Source organism: Micromonospora sp. NPDC049374 (assembly GCF_040677165.1).
Classification (GTDB): Bacteria; Actinomycetota; Actinomycetes; order Mycobacteriales; family Micromonosporaceae; genus Micromonospora.
The window spans coordinates 72,265-90,291 of sequence record NZ_JBFAQH010000003.1 but is presented as its reverse complement, the minus strand read 5'-3'; the positions used below and the strand labels follow the sequence as shown (position 1 = coordinate 90,291).

Here is an 18,027-nt window from a genome sequence, read left to right as displayed (position 1 = left end):
CGCGTGGACAACACAAACAATGGAGCGGACCAGCAGCCGGTGCTGCTGCTGGTCGGGTCGAGCGGAGGGCACCTGGCACAGTTGCTCGCCCTGCGGCCCTGGTACGAGACCTGGCGACGATGCTGGGTCACCTTCGACACGCCGGAGGCGCTGTCGCTGCTGGCCGGGGAGGACGTCGTTCCGGCGTACCATCCCACCACCCGTCACCTGGGCAACCTGCTGCGCAACACGTGGCTGGCCGTCCAGGTGCTGCGTCGGCGGCGGGTCGCCGCGGTGGTCACCACCGGCGCGGGCGTGGCGGTGCCGTTCGTCGTGTTCGCCCGGCTGCGCCGCATCCCGACCGTCTACATCGAGGTCTACGACCGGATCGACACACCGACGCTTACCGCCCGGCTGTGCCGCCCGTTCCTGTCGGCGATGCTCGTGCAGTGGGAGGAGCAGCGCCGCCAGTACCCGGAGGCCACCGTCGTGGGGACGCTGCTGTGAGCGGCGACGCGCCCGGCGACGGGCAGCGGGCCACGCCGGTGCGGCCCCGCCCGGCCCCCGAGGAGCCGACGGTACGCGTGCCGGAGCCCCGCGAACCGCGCACCGACGGCAGGCCACAGGTGCTGGTTGCCGTCGGCACCGACAAGCATCCGTTCGACCGGCTGGTCGACTGGCTGCGCCAGTGGCACGACGAGGTTGCCGGGGAGGTTCGGCTGACCGTGCAGCACGGCCACACCCGGGCCGACGACCTGCCCGAGGCGGTGCCGTTCCTTGGCCACGCCGAGTTGCAGGCGGCGATGGCCCGGGCCGACCTGGTCGTCTGTCACGGTGGACCGGCCACCATCCTGGAGGCCCGCCGGCACGGGCATCTGCCGATCGTGGTGCCCCGCGACCCGGCCCGTGGCGAGCATGTCGACGACCATCAGTTGCTGTTCGCCCGCCGGCTCGGCGCGGCCGGCCTGGTGGCGCTCTGCGAGTCCCAGCAGGAGCTGCGGGACACGCTGGCCGCTGGTCTCGCCGACCACTCACGGTTCACCGTCGCGGTGGACGCCGGTGCGGCCGACGGGCGGCGTGCCGCGGTGCGGCGGGTGGGAGTGATCGTCGAGGACCTGGTGGCCGCCGCCGCGCAGCGGCACCACCGACCCTGGTGGCGGCCGTGGCGCGGACCCGGCCCGAACGGAAGGCGGAAGCCGTGACCTCGTACCCGAGCGTGAGCGCTGTGGTGCCCACCCGCAACCGACCGGAGCTGCTGCGGGCCGCGGTACGGGCCATCGTCGCCCAGGACTACCCGGGGCCGGTCGAGGTGGTCGTCGTGTACGACCAGTCCGAACCGGACCCCACGCTGGCGGACCTGTCCGCCCCGGACCGGCCGGTGCGGGTGATCACCAACGCACGCACGCCGGGCCTGGCCGGCGCCCGCAACACGGGCACCCTGGCCGCCACCGGTGAGCTGGTCGCCTTCTGCGACGACGACGACGAGTGGCTGCCCGGCAAGCTGCGCGCCCAGACCGAGGCGCTGGCCAGGGTGCCCGGTGCCGAGTTCGTCAGCTGCGGCATCCGGGTCAGCTACGACGGGCACACCGTTGAGCGGGTGCTGGACCGCGACTCGATCAGCCTGGCCGAGCTGCTGCGCGACCGGATGACCGAGTTGCACCCGTCGACCTTCGTGATCCGGGCGGCGGCGTTGCGGGACGGGTTCGGTCTCGTCGACGAGGAGATCCCGGGCAGCTACGCCGAGGACTACGAGTTCCTGCTCCGGGCCGCCCGCAGCGCACCGCTGGTCAACCTGCGCACCCCGTACGTGGAGGTGCGATGGCACAAGCGGTCGTACTTCGCCCAGCGGTGGGACACCATCTCCGAGGCGCTGCAGTGGCTGCTGGACCGCTATCCCGAGTTCGCCAGCCAACCGGCGGGGCAGGCCCGGGTCACCGGGCAGATCGCCTTCGCCCACGCCGCGTCGGGAGACTCCCGGGGCGCGGTGCGCTGGGCCCGGCGGACCATCCGGCGCAACCCGCGGGAACCCCGCGCCTACCTGGCCCTGGCGGTCGCCGGGCGGGTGGTCCGCGCCGACACGGTGCTGCGTACCCTGCACCGGCGCGGCCGAGGCATCTGACCCGCCCGCCCCGCCGCGTCCGCAGGGCGGGACGCGGCGGGCGGCGCGGGGTGGCGGACACCGGGCGTGACAGACTCATGGCTGTGTTGCGCTGGTTGACCGCAGGGGAATCACACGGACCCGCTCTCGTCGCGTTGCTGGAGGGGGTGCCGGCCGGTGTCGAGGTGACCTCCACCGACATCGCCGGAGACCTGGCCCGCCGCCGACTCGGCTACGGCCGGGGTGCCCGGATGGCCTTCGAGCAGGACGAGATCGAGATCATCGGCGGCCTGCGGCACGGCGTCACGCTGGGCAGCCCGGTCGCCATCCGGGTCGGCAACTCCGAGTGGCCCAAGTGGCGCACCGTGATGGCCGCCGACCCGGTCGACCCCGACGAGCTGGCCCGGCAGGCCCGCAACGCGCCGCTGACCCGGCCCCGGCCCGGCCACGCCGACCTGGCCGGCATGCAGAAGTACGGCCACACCGACGCCCGGCCGATCCTGGAGCGGGCCAGCGCGCGGGAGACCGCCGCCCGGGTCGCCGTCGGTACGGTGGCCAAGGCGCTGGTGCAGCAGGCCCTCGGCATCGAGATCGTCTCGCACGTGGTGGAGCTGGGCCCGGTCGCCGTCAAACCGGGGCTGCGGCCCCGCCCGGAGGACGCCGAGCGCATCGACGCCGACCCGCTGCGCTGCCTCGACCCGGAGGCCAGCGCCCGGATGGTCGCCGAGGTCGACGCCGCGAAGAAGGCCGCCGACACCCTCGGCGGCGTGGTCGAGGTGCTGGCGTACGGCGTACCGCCCGGTCTGGGCAGCCACGTGCAGTGGGACCGCAAGCTCGACGCCCGGCTGGCCACGGCGCTGATGTCGATCCAGGCGATCAAGGGTGTGGAGATCGGCGACGGCTGGCAGCAGGCCCGGTCCCGGGGCTCCGAGGCGCACGACGAGATCATGCCCACCGTCACCGGCGTACGCCGGGTCACCGACCGGGCCGGCGGCCTGGAGGGCGGCATCACCACAGGTGAGCCGCTGCGGGTGAAGGCGGCGATGAAGCCGATCTCCTCGTTGAACCGTGCGCTGGCCACGGTGGACGTCACCACCGGTGAGCCGGCCACCGCCATCAACCAGCGCTCCGACGTCTGCGCGGTGCCGGCCGCCGCCGTGGTCGCCGAGGCGATGGTGGCGCTGGTGCTGGCGGAGGCGGCGGTGGAGAAGTTCGGCGGTGACTCGGTCGCCGAGATGCGCCGCAACCTGGCCGGTTACCTCGACGCGCTGGTGATCCGGTGACCGGTCCGACCCGGCCGGTCTGCGTGCTGGTCGGCGCGCCCGGCTCGGGCAAGACCACCGTCGGGCAGGGCCTGGCGGACGCGCTCGGCGTCGAGTTCCGGGACACCGACGCCGACATCGAGCGCCTGGCGGGCAAGCCGATCCCGGAGATCTTCGTCGACGAGGGGGAGGCGCACTTCCGTACCCTCGAGCGGGCGGCGCTGGCCGCGGCGCTGGCCTCCTGCTCCGGGGTGCTCGCCCTCGGCGGGGGCGCGGTGCTGGCCGAGGAGAACCGGGCCGCGCTTGTCGGTCACCGGGTGGTGCACCTCTCCGTCGAGCTGCCGGACGCGGTCAAGCGGGTGGGTCTCGGCGTCGGCCGGCCGCTGCTGGCGATCAACCCCCGGGCCACCCTCAAACACCTGATGGACCAGCGCCGACCGCTGTACGCCGAGGTCGCCACCGCCACCGTGGTCACCGACGGGCGCACCCCTGAGGAGATCGTCGCGGAGATCGTCGCCCTGCTGAAGCCGTAGCGCCGGGTTCCCGGGCGAGGCAGGGTGGCGGCGCGAGCCCGGCCCGGATCAGGAGCCGACGGTGACCGCGGTGCCGACCGTTCGGCGACGTCGCGGTCGGGGGCGCCAGGTGGCCAGCAGGGCGAGGGCGAGCAGGATCTCGGCGAGATCGCCGCCGTAGTACATCACCGTCGCGCCGACGCGCAGTTGCTCCGGGGTCGCCGGCACGTCGACCAGCAGACCCGCGTACATCAGCTGGGCGAGGCTGGCGTGCGCCACCACGGCCGCGCCGAGCACCACCAGCCGGACCGGTACCCGGGCCCGGTGCGGGTAGGGATCCGGGCCGGCGATCGACCAGGTGAACAGCAACCCGCTGAGCAGGAAGTGCAGGTTGACCAGGCCGTGCAGTGCGGGGTCGGTGAGGGTGGCCCGGTACAGCGGGGTGAGGTAGAGCACCCACAGCCCGCCGGCGGTGAGCAGCAGTCCGATGACCGGGTGGGTCAACGGTCGCAACGCCGGAGAACCCAAGATCCGCAGGGCCGCCCGCCCGGTCCGCCGGTCGACGCAGCGCAGGGCCAGGATGCCGGGGGCGCCGAGCACCAGCCCCAGCGGCGCCAGCATGCCGAGCAGCAGATGCTGCCACATGTGCGCGGCGAAGCCGTCCGCCGGAATGAGCAGGGCGATGGCGAGCAGGGCGCACCCGACGGCGAAGGCCGTCGTACGCCAGTGACTCCAGCCGGCCCGGTCGGGGGCCCGTTGCCGCAGCGCGGCGGCCAGGTAGAGCCAGCCGGCCAGCAGCGGTAAGAGCAGTGCCGGACCGACTGTGGTGGCGTGCTCGGTCCCGTGGGTCGAGATCAGGACCGGACTGACGACCAGCGGGGGACTCACCCCGGTCGGCCCCGGGTCGGCGTCCGCCGTTCGTCGGCACCGGCGTCCACGGCGGTGGCGCGGCGCTGCACGAGCCAGCCGACGACGATCAGCACCACGCCCAACGCGAGGAAGCCGAGGTCCCACCAGAGTTGGTGCTCGCCGGCGCGGACGTGGTGGATGCCCAGGATGTGGTGGTCGACGATGCCTTCGATCAGGTTGAACAGACCCCATCCGATCAACGCCCAGCCCCACAGCATGGGCGAGCGCCACAGTCGGCCCCGGGAGCGGGTCACCCGTGAGTAGAGCATCGCGAGCCCGGTCAGCACGGCCACCCAGGTCACCACGTGGAACAGGCCGTCCCAGACGGTGTTCATCTCCAGCCCCGCGACGGTGTCCACCGGGTACTCGCGTACCCCGATGTTGTCACTGCCGGTGCTGCTCAGCATGTGGTGCCACTGGAAGACCTGGTGCAGCAGGATGCCGTCGACGAAGGCGCCGAGGCCGAAGCCGAGGATGGTGGCGGGCAGCCGGATGTCGGCACCGTCGATCATCCGCCCGTTCATGTGGACTCCCTCTCGCCTGTGGCTCCCGGCTGCCCGTGCCCGTTACGCGGAGCGTTAAACGTTGTTCCACCCCTCGGGCAGCCGGTGGCGGCGCGGGTCGGATCGGCGGTGGGTGGGCTAGGCTCCCGGCGATGGACGAGGTGACCCGGATCCCGGTCGGTGGCGAGCGGCCGTACGACGTGCTGGTCGGGCGCAACCTGCTCGATGCGCTGCCTGGCCTGCTGCCCGACGCCACTCGGGCCGCGGTGCTGCACGCGCCGCCCCTGAAGGAGTCGGCCGACGCGGTCGGTGCCGCCCTGGCCGCGGCCGGTGTGACACCCCTGCCGATCGAGGTGCCCGACGCCGAGGCCGGCAAGCATGTCGATGTGGCGGCGCAGTGCTGGGACCGGCTCGGTGAGGCGGGCTTCACCCGTACCGACGCGGTGGTCGGCCTCGGCGGCGGTGCGGTCACCGACCTGGCCGGGTTCGTGGCGGCGTGCTGGCTGCGCGGGGTGCGCTGGGTGCCGGTGGCCACCTCGTTGCTCGGCATGGTCGACGCGGCGGTCGGTGGCAAGACCGGGATCAACACCGCCGCCGGCAAGAACCTCGTCGGTGCCTTCCACCCGCCGGTCGGCGTACTGGCCGACCTCGCCTCGCTGGACAGCCTCCCGCCGGCGGACCTGGCCGCCGGTCTGGCCGAGGTGGTCAAATGCGGGTTCATCGCCGATCCGGTCATCCTCGACCTGGTCGAGGCCGACCCGGCCGCCGCGACCGACCCCGCCGGGCCGGTCGTCCGAGCGTTGATCGAGCGGGCCATCCGGGTCAAGGCCGACGTGGTCGCGGGAGACCTGCGTGAGTCGGGCGTACGGGAGGTGCTCAACTACGGACACACCCTGGCCCACGCGATCGAGAAGGTCGAGGGTTACCGCTGGCGGCACGGTCACGCGGTGTCCGTCGGCCTGGTGTACGCGGCCGAGCTGGCCCGCCTCGCCGGCCGGTTGGACGCGGCCACCGCGTCGCGGCACCGTGCGGTGCTGACGGCGCTCGACCTGCCGACTGCTTACGACGCCGACACCTGGCCCCGCCTGCTGGCCACCATGCGGGTCGACAAGAAGGCCCGGGGCAGCCGGCTGCGCTTCGTGGTGCTGGACGGGTTGGCCCGACCGGCGATCCTCGACGGCCCGGACGACGACCTGTTGCACACTGCCTACGCCGCGGTGTCCCGATGACCATGCGGGTGTACGTGCTCAACGGGCCGAATCTGGGCCGGCTGGGCACCCGCCAGGTCGACGTCTACGGCGTGACCAGCTACGCCGACCTGGTGAAACTCTGCGAGACGACCGCTCGTGACCTGGGCCTGGACGTCGACGTGCGGCAGACCGACGCCGAGCACGAGCTGCTCGGCTGGCTACATGCCGCCGCCGACGAGGGTGCCGCCGTGGTGCTCAACCCGGCGGCCTGGTCGCACTACTCGATCGCCGTACGGGACGCCTGCGCGATGCTGCGCGGACCGCTTGTGGAGGTGCACATCTCCAACATCCACGCGCGGGAGGAGTTCCGCCACCACTCGGTCGTCTCCGCGGTGGCCAGCGGCGTGATCTGCGGCCTCGGCGTGGACGGCTACCGCCTGGCCCTGCACCACCTGGCCAACCGCCGCGACCAGCCTGCCTGAGCCAGCCCGCTTCGCGTCCGATCCGCCTGGCGTCTGATCTGCCTCGCGTCTGATCCGCCCGGCGTTCGATCCGCCTCGCGTTCGACAACGCGCCATCCGCTGCCGTTACGTTCGGTGTCGCCTACCGTGCGTGAAGGGCCGGCCCCCCGCCCCCACACCTCTTTCCATCCTTTGCTCTGCTTCAACCCACGCACTAGCAGCAGACCAGGGCCTTCGTGATGAGGATGCGCGGCGATGCGCGGCGAATTCGCTACAGAAAGTGACTGATGCGTGGGTTGAAGCAGAGCAAAGGGAGCACATGAGGGTGGGGGACCGGGCGGAGCGTTACTGACCGTGCCCGGCCCAGCAGGGCCCGGCGTGACAGGCACGCCCGCTCCGACGGCACCGAACCCGGGTGGGCGACCGACGGCGGTCGGCGGGTTGCGGAGCGGCTAGTAGACTTGCCAGGTCTGTCCGCCAAATGATGATCAAGGCAGGAAATGGCCACCACCAACGACCTGAAGAACGGCCTGGTACTCAACCTCGACGGAGAGCTCTGGTCCGTCGTCGAGTTCCAGCACGTCAAGCCCGGTAAGGGTGGTGCGTTTGTGCGTACCACGCTGAAGAACGTGCTCTCCGGCAAGGTGGTCGACAAGACCTTCAACGCGGGCACCAAGGTTGAGACCGCGACCGTCGACAAGCGCACGATGCAGTATCTCTACGCCGACGGCGAGGACTACGTCTTCATGGACATGGAGACGTTCGACCAGATCACGGTGATGGGCGGCACGGTCGGCGAGGCAGCCAACTACCTGCTGCCCGAGGCCGAGGCGATCGTGGCCACCCACGAGGGTGTGCCGCTCTACGTCGAGCTGCCGACCTCGGTCGTGCTGGAGGTCACCTACACCGAGCCGGGCCTGCAGGGCGACCGGTCCACCGGTGGCAACAAGCCGGCGACGGTGGAGACGGGCGCGACCGTTCAGGTGCCGCTCTTCGTCACCACCGGCGAGAAGATCAAGGTCGACACCCGCGACGGCCGTTACCTCGGCCGCGCCTGATGTCCGAGGGTCCGAAGCAGCAGATGCCGGCGCGCCGCAAGGCGCGCAAGCGGGCGTTGGACGTGCTCTTCGAGGCCGACCTGCGTGATCGTCCGCCGGTCGAGGTGCTGGCCGGCTATGTCGAGCGGATCGAGAAGCCGCGCCCCGACCACCTGGGGTACGCGGTCGGCCTGGTCGAGGGGGTGGCCGGGCACCTGGACCGGATCGACGAGCTGATCTCCAGCTACGCCGAGGGCTGGACGCTCGACCGGATGCCGGTGGTCGACCGCAACCTGGCCCGGATCGCGGTCTACGAGCTGTTGTATCTCGACGAGATCGACGACGCGGTGGCGATCAGCGAGGCGGTGGAACTGGCCCGGCAGATGTCGACCGACGACTCGCCCCGCTTCCTCAACGGCCTGCTCGGTCGGATCGCCGAGTACGCCACCCGTTGAGGTGGGCGGAGGTCACCGATGAGCGTCGCGCACCAGCGACGAAAGCGACGAAAGGGCCCGTGCCGTCCGGCACGGGCCCTTTCGTGTGGTCGAACTTCAGGAGGCGAAGAACGCCCGCGGGTCGGCGACCAGTACGCCGTGCTCGGTGAGCCGCTCGATCAGGCCGGACGGCGAGGCGTCGTAGACGATCGCGAGGGCGCGCAGGTCGTCGGCGCGGATCGACAGCACCCGGCCGTTGTAGTCACCGCGCTGCTGCTGGATGGCGCGCGCGTACCGGGCCACGTAGGCGAGATCCTCGCTGGCCTCGTCGTAGAGGCGCTCCAGGTCCAGAACGATCTTGCTGGTGGGTTCGTGTCGTACCCCGCTGCCGTCGGGCAGCAACTCCGAGACCGGCACGCGGTAGAACTCAGCCAGCTCGGCCAGACGGGACACCGTGACGGCCCGGTCGCCGCGCTCGTACGAGCCGACCACGACCGCCTTCCAACGCCCGTTCGACTTCTCCTCCACCCCCTGCAGGGACAGGCCCTGCTGCTGGCGGATGGAGCGCAGGCGGGCGCCCAGAGACTTGGCGTATTCAGAGGGCATTCGGACACTCCCAGTGCTGCTCGGGTTCTCCCAGCGATTCGCTACGGAGCGTGACGGTACGGGGATTCGTACACGTGGTCAAGTGGTCGCGATCTTCCCGTTGTGTACCCCGGGTGAGTTGTCCCGTTTCGCCTGGCTGACTGGCCAGTCAGCCAACGGCGGCGGGTGACGCCGTCGTAGCTGATGCCCGCGCGTCGAGGCGGCGACGACCACTGGTAACGTTGCCGAAGCCCCTGCGCCGGCCCTTCCCGGCCGGCCGGGAGGATCCGACGTCCTTTAACGACCCGTCCCGTGAGGCGGGGAAGGAGGTCCGCCGTGGCCTACCCATCGGCTGCTCCGTCGTCGCCGCCGCGACAACCCTCGGTGAAGGTGATTTTGACCAGCGCCGACCTGCAACGCGTCGTCGACCGCATCGCTCACCAGATCCTCGAGAAGACCCAGGGCGCCGCCGACACCGTGCTGCTCGGCATCCCCACCCGGGGTGCTCCCCTCGCCAGCCGCCTCGCCGCCCGGATCAGCGCCTTCGAGGACATTTCCGTGCCGGTCGGCGTGCTCGACATCACTCTCTACCGCGACGACCTGCGCCGAAACGCCACCCGGGCGGTCGGCCCCACCCAACTGCCGGCCGGTGGCATCGACGGCAAGCGGGTGGTCCTCGTCGACGACGTTCTCTTCTCCGGTCGGACTGTCCGGGCCGCTCTCGATGCGCTCGGTGACCTGGGGCGGCCCGCTTCGGTGCAACTCGCCGTGCTTGTCGACCGGGGGCACCGGCAGCTACCGATCCGTGCCGACTATGTCGGCAAGAACATCCCGACCGCCCTGGCCGAGAGTGTCAAGGTGACGCTGGCCGAGACCGACGGCGCGGACGAGGTTCGGCTCTACGGCGAGGAGGCCCGGTGAGCGCGAGGAGCGCGGCGCAGCGGAGCGTCGCGGTCGCGAACGGAAGGCGGCGCTACTCATGATCAGGCACCTGCTCTCCGGCGCCGACCTTGACGCCGACACCGCCACCCAGATCCTGGACACCGCCGCCGAGATGGCCGCGGTGGCCGGGCGTGAGGTCAAGAAGCTGCCCGCGTTGCGGGGCCGGACCGTGGTGAATCTCTTCTACGAGGACTCGACCCGCACCCGGATCTCCTTCGAGGCGGCGGCCAAACGGCTAAGCGCCGACGTGATCAACTTCTCGGCGAAGGGCTCCAGCGTCGCCAAGGGCGAGAGCCTCAAGGACACCGCGCTGACCCTGCAGGCGATGGGGGCCGACGCGGTGGTGGTTCGTCACCCCGCCTCGGGTGCCCCGCACCGCCTCGCCGACTGGGTCGACGGTTCGGTGGTCAACGCCGGCGACGGCACCCACGAGCATCCCACCCAGGCACTGCTCGACGCGTACACGATGCGGTCCCGGCTGGGACGGCTGGCCGGCCTGTCGGTGGCGGTGGTCGGTGACGTGCTGCACTCCCGGGTGGCCCGCTCCAACGTGCTGCTGCTGTCCACCCTCGGCGCCAAGGTGACCCTGGTCGGGCCACCCACGCTCATCCCGGTCGACATCGCCGCCGCCCTCGCGCCGGGCACCGACGTCTGCTACGACCTCGACGCGGTGCTGCCCTCGTCGGACGTGGTGATGATGCTGCGGGTGCAGCGGGAGCGGATGAACGACTCCTACTTCCCCTCCGCCCGCGAGTACGCCCGCCGCTACGGCCTGGACGGTCCGCGCATGAGCCGACTGCCGGAGCACGCCATCGTCATGCATCCCGGCCCGATGAACCGGGGCATGGAGATCACGCCGGAGGTCGCGGACTCGCCCCGCTCCACCATCGTCGAACAGGTCGCCAACGGTGTCTCCGTCCGGATGGCCGTCCTCTACCTGCTGCTCGGGGGGAACAACCGGTGAACTCGTACCTGATCAGGAACGTCAGCGTCCTCGGCGCCGCACCGACCGACCTGCTGATCCGCGACGGCGTCGTCGCCGAGACCGGCACGAGCCTGTCCGCGCCGGACGCCACGGTGATCGACGCCGACGGGCTGGTCGCCCTGCCCGGCCTGGTCGATCTGCACACCCACCTGCGGGAGCCCGGCCGGGAGGACGCCGAGACGGTCGAGACCGGCTCCCGGGCGGCGGCGCTCGGCGGCTACACCGCGGTCTGCGCGATGGCGAACACCTCGCCGGTGGCCGACACCGCCGGAGTGGTGGAGCAGGTGTGGCGGCTCGGCCGCGAGGCCGGGTTGGTCGACGTCCAGCCGATCGGTGCGGTCACCGTCGGTCTGGCCGGCGAGCGGCTGGCCGAACTCGGCGCGATGGCCGAGTCGGCGGCCCGGGTGCGGATCTTCTCCGACGACGGGCACTGTGTCGCCGACCCGCGGCTGATGCGCCGCGCGCTGGAGTACGTGAAGGCGTTCGACGGCATCATCGCCCAGCACGCCGAGGAACCCCGGCTCACCGAGGGCGCGCAGATGCACGAGGGTGAGGTCTCCACCCGGCTGGGCCTGACCGGCTGGCCGGCGGTCGCCGAGGAGGCGATCATCGCGCGGGACGTGCTGCTGGCCGAGCACGTCGGCAGCCGACTGCACATCTGCCACGTCTCCACCGCCGGCAGCGTCGAGGTGCTGCGGCACGCCAAGGCCCGGGGGGTACGCGTCACCGCCGAGGTGACCCCGCACCACCTGCTGCTCACCGACGCACTCGTGAGCGGGAGGAGTGAGCTTGCGAGCCCCAAGCTCGCGAACAACTGGAGCCCAGGCGGGGCGTACGACCCGGTCTTCAAAGTCAACCCGCCGCTGCGTACCGCCACCGACATCGCCGCGCTGCGTGCCGCGGTCGTCGACGGGGTGATCGACATCGTCGCCACCGACCACGCCCCGCACGCCGTGGAGGACAAGGAGTGCGAGTGGGCGTACGCCCGGCCGGGCATGCTCGGGCTGGAGACGGCGCTGTCCATCGCGCTCGACGTGCTGGGTCCGCAGTGGGACCTGATCGCCGAGCGGATGTCCCGTACGCCGGCCCGGATCGCCGGGCTGACCGAACACGGCCACGACCCGGCCCCCGGTGCGCCGGCCACCCTCACCCTGGTCGACCCGGCGGTCCGTCGGGTGATCGAGCCGGCGGAGCTGGCCAGCCGTAGCCGCAACACCCCGTACGCCCGGATGACGCTGCCGGGTCGCATCGTGGCGACCTTCCTGCGTGGCGAGGCGACGGTCCTGGACGGAAAGGTAGTCAAGTGATCCGAGCGAGCAGCGCAGCGCAGCGGAGCACCACAGTCCGGATCGGAGGCGCGGCATGAGTCGTAGGCGTCCGGCGATTCTCGTCCTGGAGGACGGGCGCACCTTCCACGGCGAGGCGTACGGCAGTGTCGGGGAGACCTTCGGCGAGGCGGTCTTCAACACCGGGATGACCGGTTACCAGGAGACGCTCACCGACCCGTCGTACCACCGTCAGGTGGTGGTGCAGACCGCTCCGCACATCGGCAACACCGGCATCAACGCCGAGGACGACGAGGCGCGCCGGATCTGGGTGGCCGGTTACGTGGTGCGTGACCCGGCCCGGGTGAGCTCCAGTTGGCGGGCCACCGGCGGGCTGGAGGACCGGCTGGCCACCGAGGGAGTGGTCGGCATCAGCGGCGTGGACACCCGGGCCCTGACCCGCCACCTGCGCGAACGTGGCGCGATGCGGGTGGGCGTCTCCAGTGTCGAGGACGACCCTCGGGCGCTGCTCGAACGGGTCCGCCAGTCGCCGCAGATGCTCGGCGCGGACCTCTCCGCCGAGGTGACCACCGCGACGCCGTACGTGGTCGACGCCGAGGGCGAGCACCGGTTCACGGTGGCCGCACTGGACCTGGGCATCAAGCGCAACGTGCCGCGCCGGCTCGCCGCGCGTGGCGTGACCACCCACGTGCTGCCGGCCCACTCGACCATCGAGGATCTGCTGGCCACCGGAGCCGACGCGGTCTTCTTCTCACCAGGGCCGGGTGACCCGGCGACCGCCGACGCTCCGGTCGCGCTGGCCCGCGAGGTGATGCGCCGCGAGGTGCCGCTGTTCGGCATCTGCTTCGGCAGCCAGATCCTCGGCCGGGCGCTCGGTTTCGGCACCTACAAGCTCGGCTACGGCCATCGGGGCATCAACCAGCCGGTGCTCGACCGGGTCACCGGCAAGGTCGAGGTGACCAGCCACAACCACGGCTTCGCGGTGGAGGTGCCCGGGGTACGACCGGGCGCGGTGGTCCCGGACCAGGTGATCGAGACCGAGTTCGGTGGCGTCCAGGTGTCGCACGTCTGCCTCAACGACAACGTGGTCGAGGGGCTGCGGGCGCGCGACGTGCCCGCCTTCACCGTTCAGTACCACCCGGAGGCGGCGGCCGGCCCGCACGACGCGGACTATCTCTTCGACCGCTTCGCCGAGCTGATCGACGGCCGGGCTCTCAGTGGGGGGCGTACCAATGCCTAAGCGGACCGATCTCAAGCACATCCTGGTGATCGGGTCGGGACCGATCGTCATCGGACAGGCCTGCGAGTTCGACTACTCGGGGACTCAGGCGTGCCGGGTGCTGCGCGCCGAGGGGATCCGGGTCAGCCTGGTCAACTCCAACCCGGCCACCATCATGACCGACCCGGAGTTCGCCGACGCCACCTACGTCGAGCCAATCACCCCGGAGTTCGTCGAACTGGTAATCGCCAAGGAGCGTCCGGACGCGGTGCTGCCCACGCTGGGTGGGCAGACCGCCCTGAACACCGCGGTGGCGTTGCACGAGGCCGGGGTGTTGGAGAAGTACGGCGTCGAGCTGATCGGCGCGAACATCGACGCGATCCGGCGCGGCGAGGACCGACAGCTGTTCAAGGAGATCGTGGCGAAGGCCGGCGTACGCCTCGGCGTGGCCGACCCGTCGGCGCTGGTGCCGCGTTCACGGGTCTGCCACTCGATGGACGAGGTCCGCGAGACGGTGACCGAGCTGGGCCTGCCGGTGGTGATCCGGCCGTCGTTCACCATGGGCGGTCTCGGTTCGGGCATGGCGCACACCGACGCCGACCTGGAACGCATCGCGGGTGCCGGGCTGGCCGCCAGTCCGGTGCACGAGGTGCTCATCGAGGAGAGCGTGCTCGGCTGGAAGGAGTACGAACTCGAACTCATGCGGGACCGCCACGACAACGTGGTGGTGGTCTGCTCGATCGAGAACGTCGACCCGATGGGCGTGCACACCGGTGACAGCGTGACCGTGGCGCCGGCCATGACGCTTACCGACCGGGAGTACCAGCACCTGCGGGATCTGGGCATCGCGGTGCTGCGTGAGGTCGGCGTGGACACCGGGGGCTGCAACATCCAGTTCGCGGTGAACCCGGTCGACGGCCGCATCGTGGTCATCGAGATGAACCCGCGGGTGTCCCGCTCGTCGGCGTTGGCGTCGAAGGCGACCGGCTTCCCGATCGCGAAGATCGCCGCGAAGCTGGCCATCGGCTACACCCTCGACGAGATCCCCAACGACATCACCCTCAAGACGCCGGCCGCGTTCGAGCCGACGCTTGACTACGTGGTGGTGAAGATCCCCCGGTTCGCGTTCGAGAAGTTCCCCGGCGCGGACCCGGAGCTGACCACCACGATGAAGTCGGTCGGCGAGGCGATGAGCCTCGGGCGTAACTTCACCGAGGCGCTGAACAAGGCGATGCGTTCGATGGAAACCAAGGCAGCCGGTTTCTGGAGCGTGCCGGACCCGCAGGGCGCGACGAAGGAGAACACCCTCGCCGCGCTGGGCATGCCGCACGACGGGCGGCTCTACACGGTGGAGCGGGCGTTGCGGCTCGGTGCCTCGATCGCCGAGGTCAGCGCCGCCTCCGGCGGCATCGACCCGTGGTTCCTGGACCAGATCGCCGCCCTGGTGGAGTTGCGTGCCGAGATCGTGGCGGCGCCGGTGCTGGACGCGGAGCTGCTGCGTCGGGCGAAGCGGGCCGGCCTGTCCGACCGGCAGCTGGCCGCGCTGCGTCCTGAACTGGCCGCCGAGGACGGGGTGCGTACGCTGCGGCACCGCCTCGGCATCCGGCCGGTCTACAAGACGGTGGACACCTGTGCCGCCGAGTTCGAGGCCACCACCCCGTACCACTACTCCTCCTACGACGAGGAGACCGAGGTGGCCGGCTCGGTGCGGCCTAAGGTGCTGATCCTGGGTTCCGGACCGAACCGGATCGGGCAGGGCATCGAGTTCGACTACTCCTGCGTGCACGCGGTGCAGGCGCTGCGCAGCGCGCCGTCCGGCCCGGCCGCTGCGACAGGTTCCGGCGCCGACGGCGCCGGCTACGAGACCGTCATGGTCAACTGCAACCCGGAGACGGTCTCCACCGACTACGACACCGCCGACCGGCTCTACTTCGAGCCGCTGACCTTCGAGGACGTGCTGGAGGTCTGGCACGCGGAGGACTCCTCCGGCCGGGCGGCCGGCGGGCCGGGCGTGGTCGGCGTGATCGTGCAGTTGGGTGGGCAGACCCCGCTCGGGCTGGCCCAGCGGCTCAAGGACGCCGGCGTGCCGGTGGTGGGTACCTCCCCCGAGTCGATCCACCTGGCCGAGGAGCGCGGCGCCTTCGGGTCGCTGTTGGCCCGGGCCGGCCTGCGCGCGCCGGCCCACGGCACCGCCGTCTCGTACGAGGATGCGAAGGAGATCGCCGACGAGATCGGCTACCCGGTGCTGGTCCGGCCGTCGTACGTGCTCGGCGGGCGCGGCATGGAGATCGTCTACGACGACTCGACGCTGCGTGACTACATCGGCCGGGCCACCGACATCTCGCCGGACCACCCGGTGCTTGTCGACCGGTTCCTCGACGACGCCATCGAGATCGACGTGGACGCGCTCTGCGACGCCGACGGCGAGGTCTACCTCGGCGGGATCATGGAGCACATCGAGGAGGCGGGCATCCACTCCGGTGACTCCTCCTGCGCCCTTCCTCCGATCACCCTGGCCAGTTCGCACGTGGCCCAGGTCCGCCGGTACACCGAGGCCATCGCGCGGGGCGTCGGCGTACGCGGACTGCTCAACGTGCAGTACGCGCTGAAGGACGACGCGCTGTACGTGCTGGAGGCCAACCCGCGCGCCTCGCGTACCGTGCCGTTCGTCTCGAAGGCCACGGCGGTGCCGCTGGCGAAGGCGGCGGCCCGGATCGCGCTCGGCGCGACCCTGGCCGAGTTGCGTGCCGAGGGCATGTTGCCGGCGACCGGGGACGGTGGTTCGCTGCCGCCGGACGCCCCGATCGCGGTGAAGGAGGCGGTGCTGCCGTTCAAGCGGTTCCGTACCCCGGCCGGCAAGGGCGTGGACTCGCTGCTCGGCCCGGAGATGAAGTCGACCGGTGAGGTGATGGGGATCGACACCGCCTTCGGGCACGCCTTCGCCAAGTCGCAGTCGGCGGCGTACGGGTCGCTGCCGACCGAGGGCAGGATCTTCGTCTCGGTGGCCAACCGCGACAAGCGCGGCATGATCTTCCCGATCAAGCGACTTGCCGATCTCGGCTTCGACATCGTCGCGACAAGCGGTACCGCCGAGGTGCTGCGCCGGCACGGCATCGCCTGCGAGCAGGTCCCGAAGCACTACGAGGCCGATTCCGAGGACGACGCGGTGTCGCTGATCCTCGGTGGCCACGTCGCCCTTGTGATCAACACGCCACAGGGTTCCGGTGCCAGCGCCCGCTCGGACGGTTACGAGATCCGCAGCGCGGCGGTCACGGCCGACATCCCCTGCGTCACCACCGTCCCCGGCGCGGCCGCCGCGGTCATGGGCATCGAGGCGAGGATCCGCGGCGACATGCAGGTACGCCCCCTCCAGGCACTCCACGCCACCCTCCGGCCCGCCCGGTGACCCCCATCCACCCCACCCCACCCGCCAGGCTCGCGTTGATCATGAGGTTGGCGGCAGTAGCGAAGATCGACATCGCCGCCAACCTCATGATCAACAAAGTGGTGCGGGGGCTTGGGGCCGTGCCGTGTGGTGGGGGAGGGGCGGCGTGATCTTCGAGCGGACCGTGAGGCGGGGGTTGTTCCGGGTCGGGGGTGGGGACGCGGAGGCGGCGCACGAGTTCACCCTTCGGCGGCTGGCTGCGCTGTCCCGGACGCCGGTGGCGTTGGCGGCGTTGCGGGCCCGGTACGCGGTGGCGGCGCCGCGCACGGTGTTCGGGGTGCGCTTTCCCAACCCGGTCGGGCTCGCCGCAGGCATGGACAAGGACGGGGTGGCGCTGCCGGCGTGGCCGGCACTGGGCTTCGGTTTCGTCGAGGTCGGCACGGTGACGGCGCGTCCGCAGCCGGGCAATCCCCGGCCTCGGCTGTTCCGGCTGGTCGACAGCGAGGCCGTGATCAACAGAATGGGCTTCAACAACTCGGGGGCGCAGGCGCTGGCGGACCGGCTGGCGGCGCTGCCGCGACCGCTCGGCGTACCGCTGGGAATCTCGTTGGGCAAGTCGAAGGTGACGGCGCTTGAGGACGCGGTGGAGGACTACCGCGAGTCGTACCGCGCGTTGCATGACCACGGTGACTACTTCGCGGTCAACGTCTCCTCACCGAACACCCCCGGGCTGCGCGCGTTGCAGGACCGGGGGCACCTGGACGCGCTGCTGGCGGCGTTGGTGGGGGAGAAGCCGGTGCTGGTGAAGATCGCACCGGACCTCACCGAGCCGGCCATCGCCGAGTTGCTGGAGGTGTGCCTGGCCCGTGGTGCCGCCGGAGTGATCGCCACGAACACGACCCTCGGCCGGGACGGGTTGGCCCCGGCCGACCGGGGACGCTCCGGCGAGGCCGGTGGACTGTCCGGCCGTCCCCTGGCCGACCGGGCACGGCAGGTGGTCGCCTTCGTCCACGCCGAGACGGGTGGGCGACTGCCGGTCATCGGCGTCGGCGGCATCGTCGATCCCGACGACGCGGCCCGGATGTTCGACGCCGGTGCCAGCCTGGTGCAGCTCTACACCGGGTTCATCTACCGTGGCCCGGCGCTGCCCCGTGCCGTCGCCCGCGCGACCCGCGCCGCATCGCCCCGATGACACCCACCCCCCTCGCCCGCGATCTTGCGATTTCCGTCGGGGCGGATG

Annotated in this window: 18 protein-coding genes; 15 read left to right on the top strand and 3 right to left on the bottom strand. The window is 71.5% G+C overall.

Annotated features, from left to right (window positions below; genetic code table 11):
* The first annotated feature begins 3 nt into the window (after positions 1–3).
* From AB0J93_RS06365 to AB0J93_RS06345, 5 genes are all read left to right on the top strand, one after another.
* Positions 4–486 carry a UDP-N-acetylglucosamine--LPS N-acetylglucosamine transferase gene (locus tag AB0J93_RS06365; RefSeq protein ID WP_363918742.1) on the top strand — a complete coding sequence of 161 codons (483 nt, stop codon included), beginning with the start codon at positions 4–6 and terminating at the stop codon, positions 484–486.
* 77 nt (positions 487–563) lie between these two features.
* On the top strand, positions 564–1,181 hold the full coding sequence (locus AB0J93_RS06360) for a glycosyltransferase (RefSeq protein ID WP_363919434.1): 618 nt from the start codon (positions 564–566) through the stop codon (positions 1,179–1,181).
* Complete coding sequence (locus tag AB0J93_RS06355) at positions 1,178–2,098, top strand: glycosyltransferase family A protein (RefSeq protein WP_363918740.1); 921 nt, start codon at positions 1,178–1,180, stop codon at positions 2,096–2,098. The genes AB0J93_RS06360 and AB0J93_RS06355 overlap by 4 nt, the downstream gene beginning before the upstream one ends.
* An 83-nt stretch (positions 2,099–2,181) precedes the next feature.
* Entirely contained in the window at positions 2,182–3,360 is a 1,179-nt protein-coding gene (aroC, locus tag AB0J93_RS06350; protein ID WP_363919432.1) for a chorismate synthase, read from the top strand.
* A complete protein-coding gene (locus tag AB0J93_RS06345) occupies positions 3,357–3,872 on the top strand; it encodes a shikimate kinase (RefSeq protein ID WP_363918738.1) in 516 nt (171 codons plus the stop codon). The genes aroC and AB0J93_RS06345 overlap by 4 nt, the downstream gene beginning before the upstream one ends.
* Positions 3,873–3,920: 48 nt before the next feature.
* Here the strand turns inward: AB0J93_RS06345 and AB0J93_RS06340 are convergent, their stop codons facing one another.
* Positions 3,921–4,739, bottom strand: a complete 819-nt coding sequence (locus AB0J93_RS06340; RefSeq protein WP_363918736.1) for a cytochrome c oxidase assembly protein — start codon at positions 4,737–4,739, stop codon at positions 3,921–3,923.
* Positions 4,736–5,284 carry a DUF2243 domain-containing protein gene (locus tag AB0J93_RS06335; protein ID WP_363918734.1) on the bottom strand — a complete coding sequence of 183 codons (549 nt, stop codon included), beginning with the start codon at positions 5,282–5,284 and terminating at the stop codon, positions 4,736–4,738. Before AB0J93_RS06335 ends, AB0J93_RS06340 begins: the two co-directional genes overlap by 4 nt.
* Before the next feature lie 131 nt (positions 5,285–5,415).
* On the opposite strand from AB0J93_RS06335, the gene aroB reads away from it, so the two are divergent.
* The 4 genes from aroB to nusB all read left to right on the top strand — a co-directional run bounded on the left by aroB (position 5,416) and on the right by nusB (position 8,406).
* Positions 5,416–6,492 carry a 3-dehydroquinate synthase gene (gene aroB, locus AB0J93_RS06330; RefSeq protein WP_363918732.1) on the top strand — a complete coding sequence of 359 codons (1,077 nt, stop codon included), beginning with the start codon at positions 5,416–5,418 and terminating at the stop codon, positions 6,490–6,492.
* A 2-nt stretch (positions 6,493–6,494) separates the two neighbouring features.
* The gene (gene aroQ / locus AB0J93_RS06325) at positions 6,495–6,935 is read left to right on the top strand and encodes a type II 3-dehydroquinate dehydratase (RefSeq protein WP_363919430.1); all 441 of its coding nucleotides are present in this window, start codon (positions 6,495–6,497) and stop codon (positions 6,933–6,935) included.
* A 479-nt stretch (positions 6,936–7,414) separates the two neighbouring features.
* Positions 7,415–7,972: an elongation factor P gene (gene efp / locus AB0J93_RS06320; protein WP_093404355.1), complete on the top strand. Its 558-nt coding sequence runs from the start codon at positions 7,415–7,417 to the stop codon at positions 7,970–7,972.
* Positions 7,973–7,995: 23 nt separating this feature from the next.
* Positions 7,996–8,406, top strand: a complete 411-nt coding sequence (gene nusB / locus AB0J93_RS06315) for a transcription antitermination factor NusB (RefSeq protein ID WP_170863437.1) — start codon at positions 7,996–7,998, stop codon at positions 8,404–8,406.
* A 96-nt stretch (positions 8,407–8,502) separates the two neighbouring features.
* On the opposite strand, the gene AB0J93_RS06310 is transcribed toward nusB, so the two are convergent.
* Positions 8,503–8,991 carry a transcriptional regulator gene (locus AB0J93_RS06310; RefSeq protein WP_007458348.1) on the bottom strand — a complete coding sequence of 163 codons (489 nt, stop codon included), beginning with the start codon at positions 8,989–8,991 and terminating at the stop codon, positions 8,503–8,505.
* Positions 8,992–9,306: 315 nt separating this feature from the next.
* On the opposite strand from AB0J93_RS06310, the gene pyrR reads away from it, so the two are divergent.
* The 6 genes from pyrR (at position 9,307) to AB0J93_RS06280 (ending at position 17,979) form a co-directional block, all read left to right on the top strand.
* The gene (gene pyrR / locus AB0J93_RS06305) at positions 9,307–9,891 is read left to right on the top strand and encodes a bifunctional pyr operon transcriptional regulator/uracil phosphoribosyltransferase PyrR (RefSeq protein ID WP_363918730.1); all 585 of its coding nucleotides are present in this window, start codon (positions 9,307–9,309) and stop codon (positions 9,889–9,891) included.
* A gap of 58 nt (positions 9,892–9,949) precedes the next feature.
* Positions 9,950–10,876, top strand: coding sequence for an aspartate carbamoyltransferase catalytic subunit (locus AB0J93_RS06300; RefSeq protein WP_363918728.1), 927 nt, complete (start codon positions 9,950–9,952; stop codon positions 10,874–10,876).
* Positions 10,873–12,204, top strand: a complete 1,332-nt coding sequence (locus tag AB0J93_RS06295) for a dihydroorotase (RefSeq protein WP_363918726.1) — start codon at positions 10,873–10,875, stop codon at positions 12,202–12,204. The genes AB0J93_RS06300 and AB0J93_RS06295 overlap by 4 nt, the downstream gene beginning before the upstream one ends.
* Before the next feature lie 55 nt (positions 12,205–12,259).
* Complete coding sequence (gene carA, locus AB0J93_RS06290) at positions 12,260–13,423, top strand: glutamine-hydrolyzing carbamoyl-phosphate synthase small subunit (protein WP_363918724.1); 1,164 nt, start codon at positions 12,260–12,262, stop codon at positions 13,421–13,423.
* Positions 13,416–16,808, top strand: a complete 3,393-nt coding sequence (carB, locus tag AB0J93_RS06285) for a carbamoyl-phosphate synthase large subunit (protein WP_363918722.1) — start codon at positions 13,416–13,418, stop codon at positions 16,806–16,808. The genes carA and carB overlap by 8 nt, the downstream gene beginning before the upstream one ends.
* A 145-nt stretch (positions 16,809–16,953) precedes the next feature.
* A complete protein-coding gene (locus AB0J93_RS06280; protein WP_363918720.1) occupies positions 16,954–17,979 on the top strand; it encodes a quinone-dependent dihydroorotate dehydrogenase in 1,026 nt (341 codons plus the stop codon).
* Positions 17,980–18,027 lie beyond the last annotated feature (48 nt).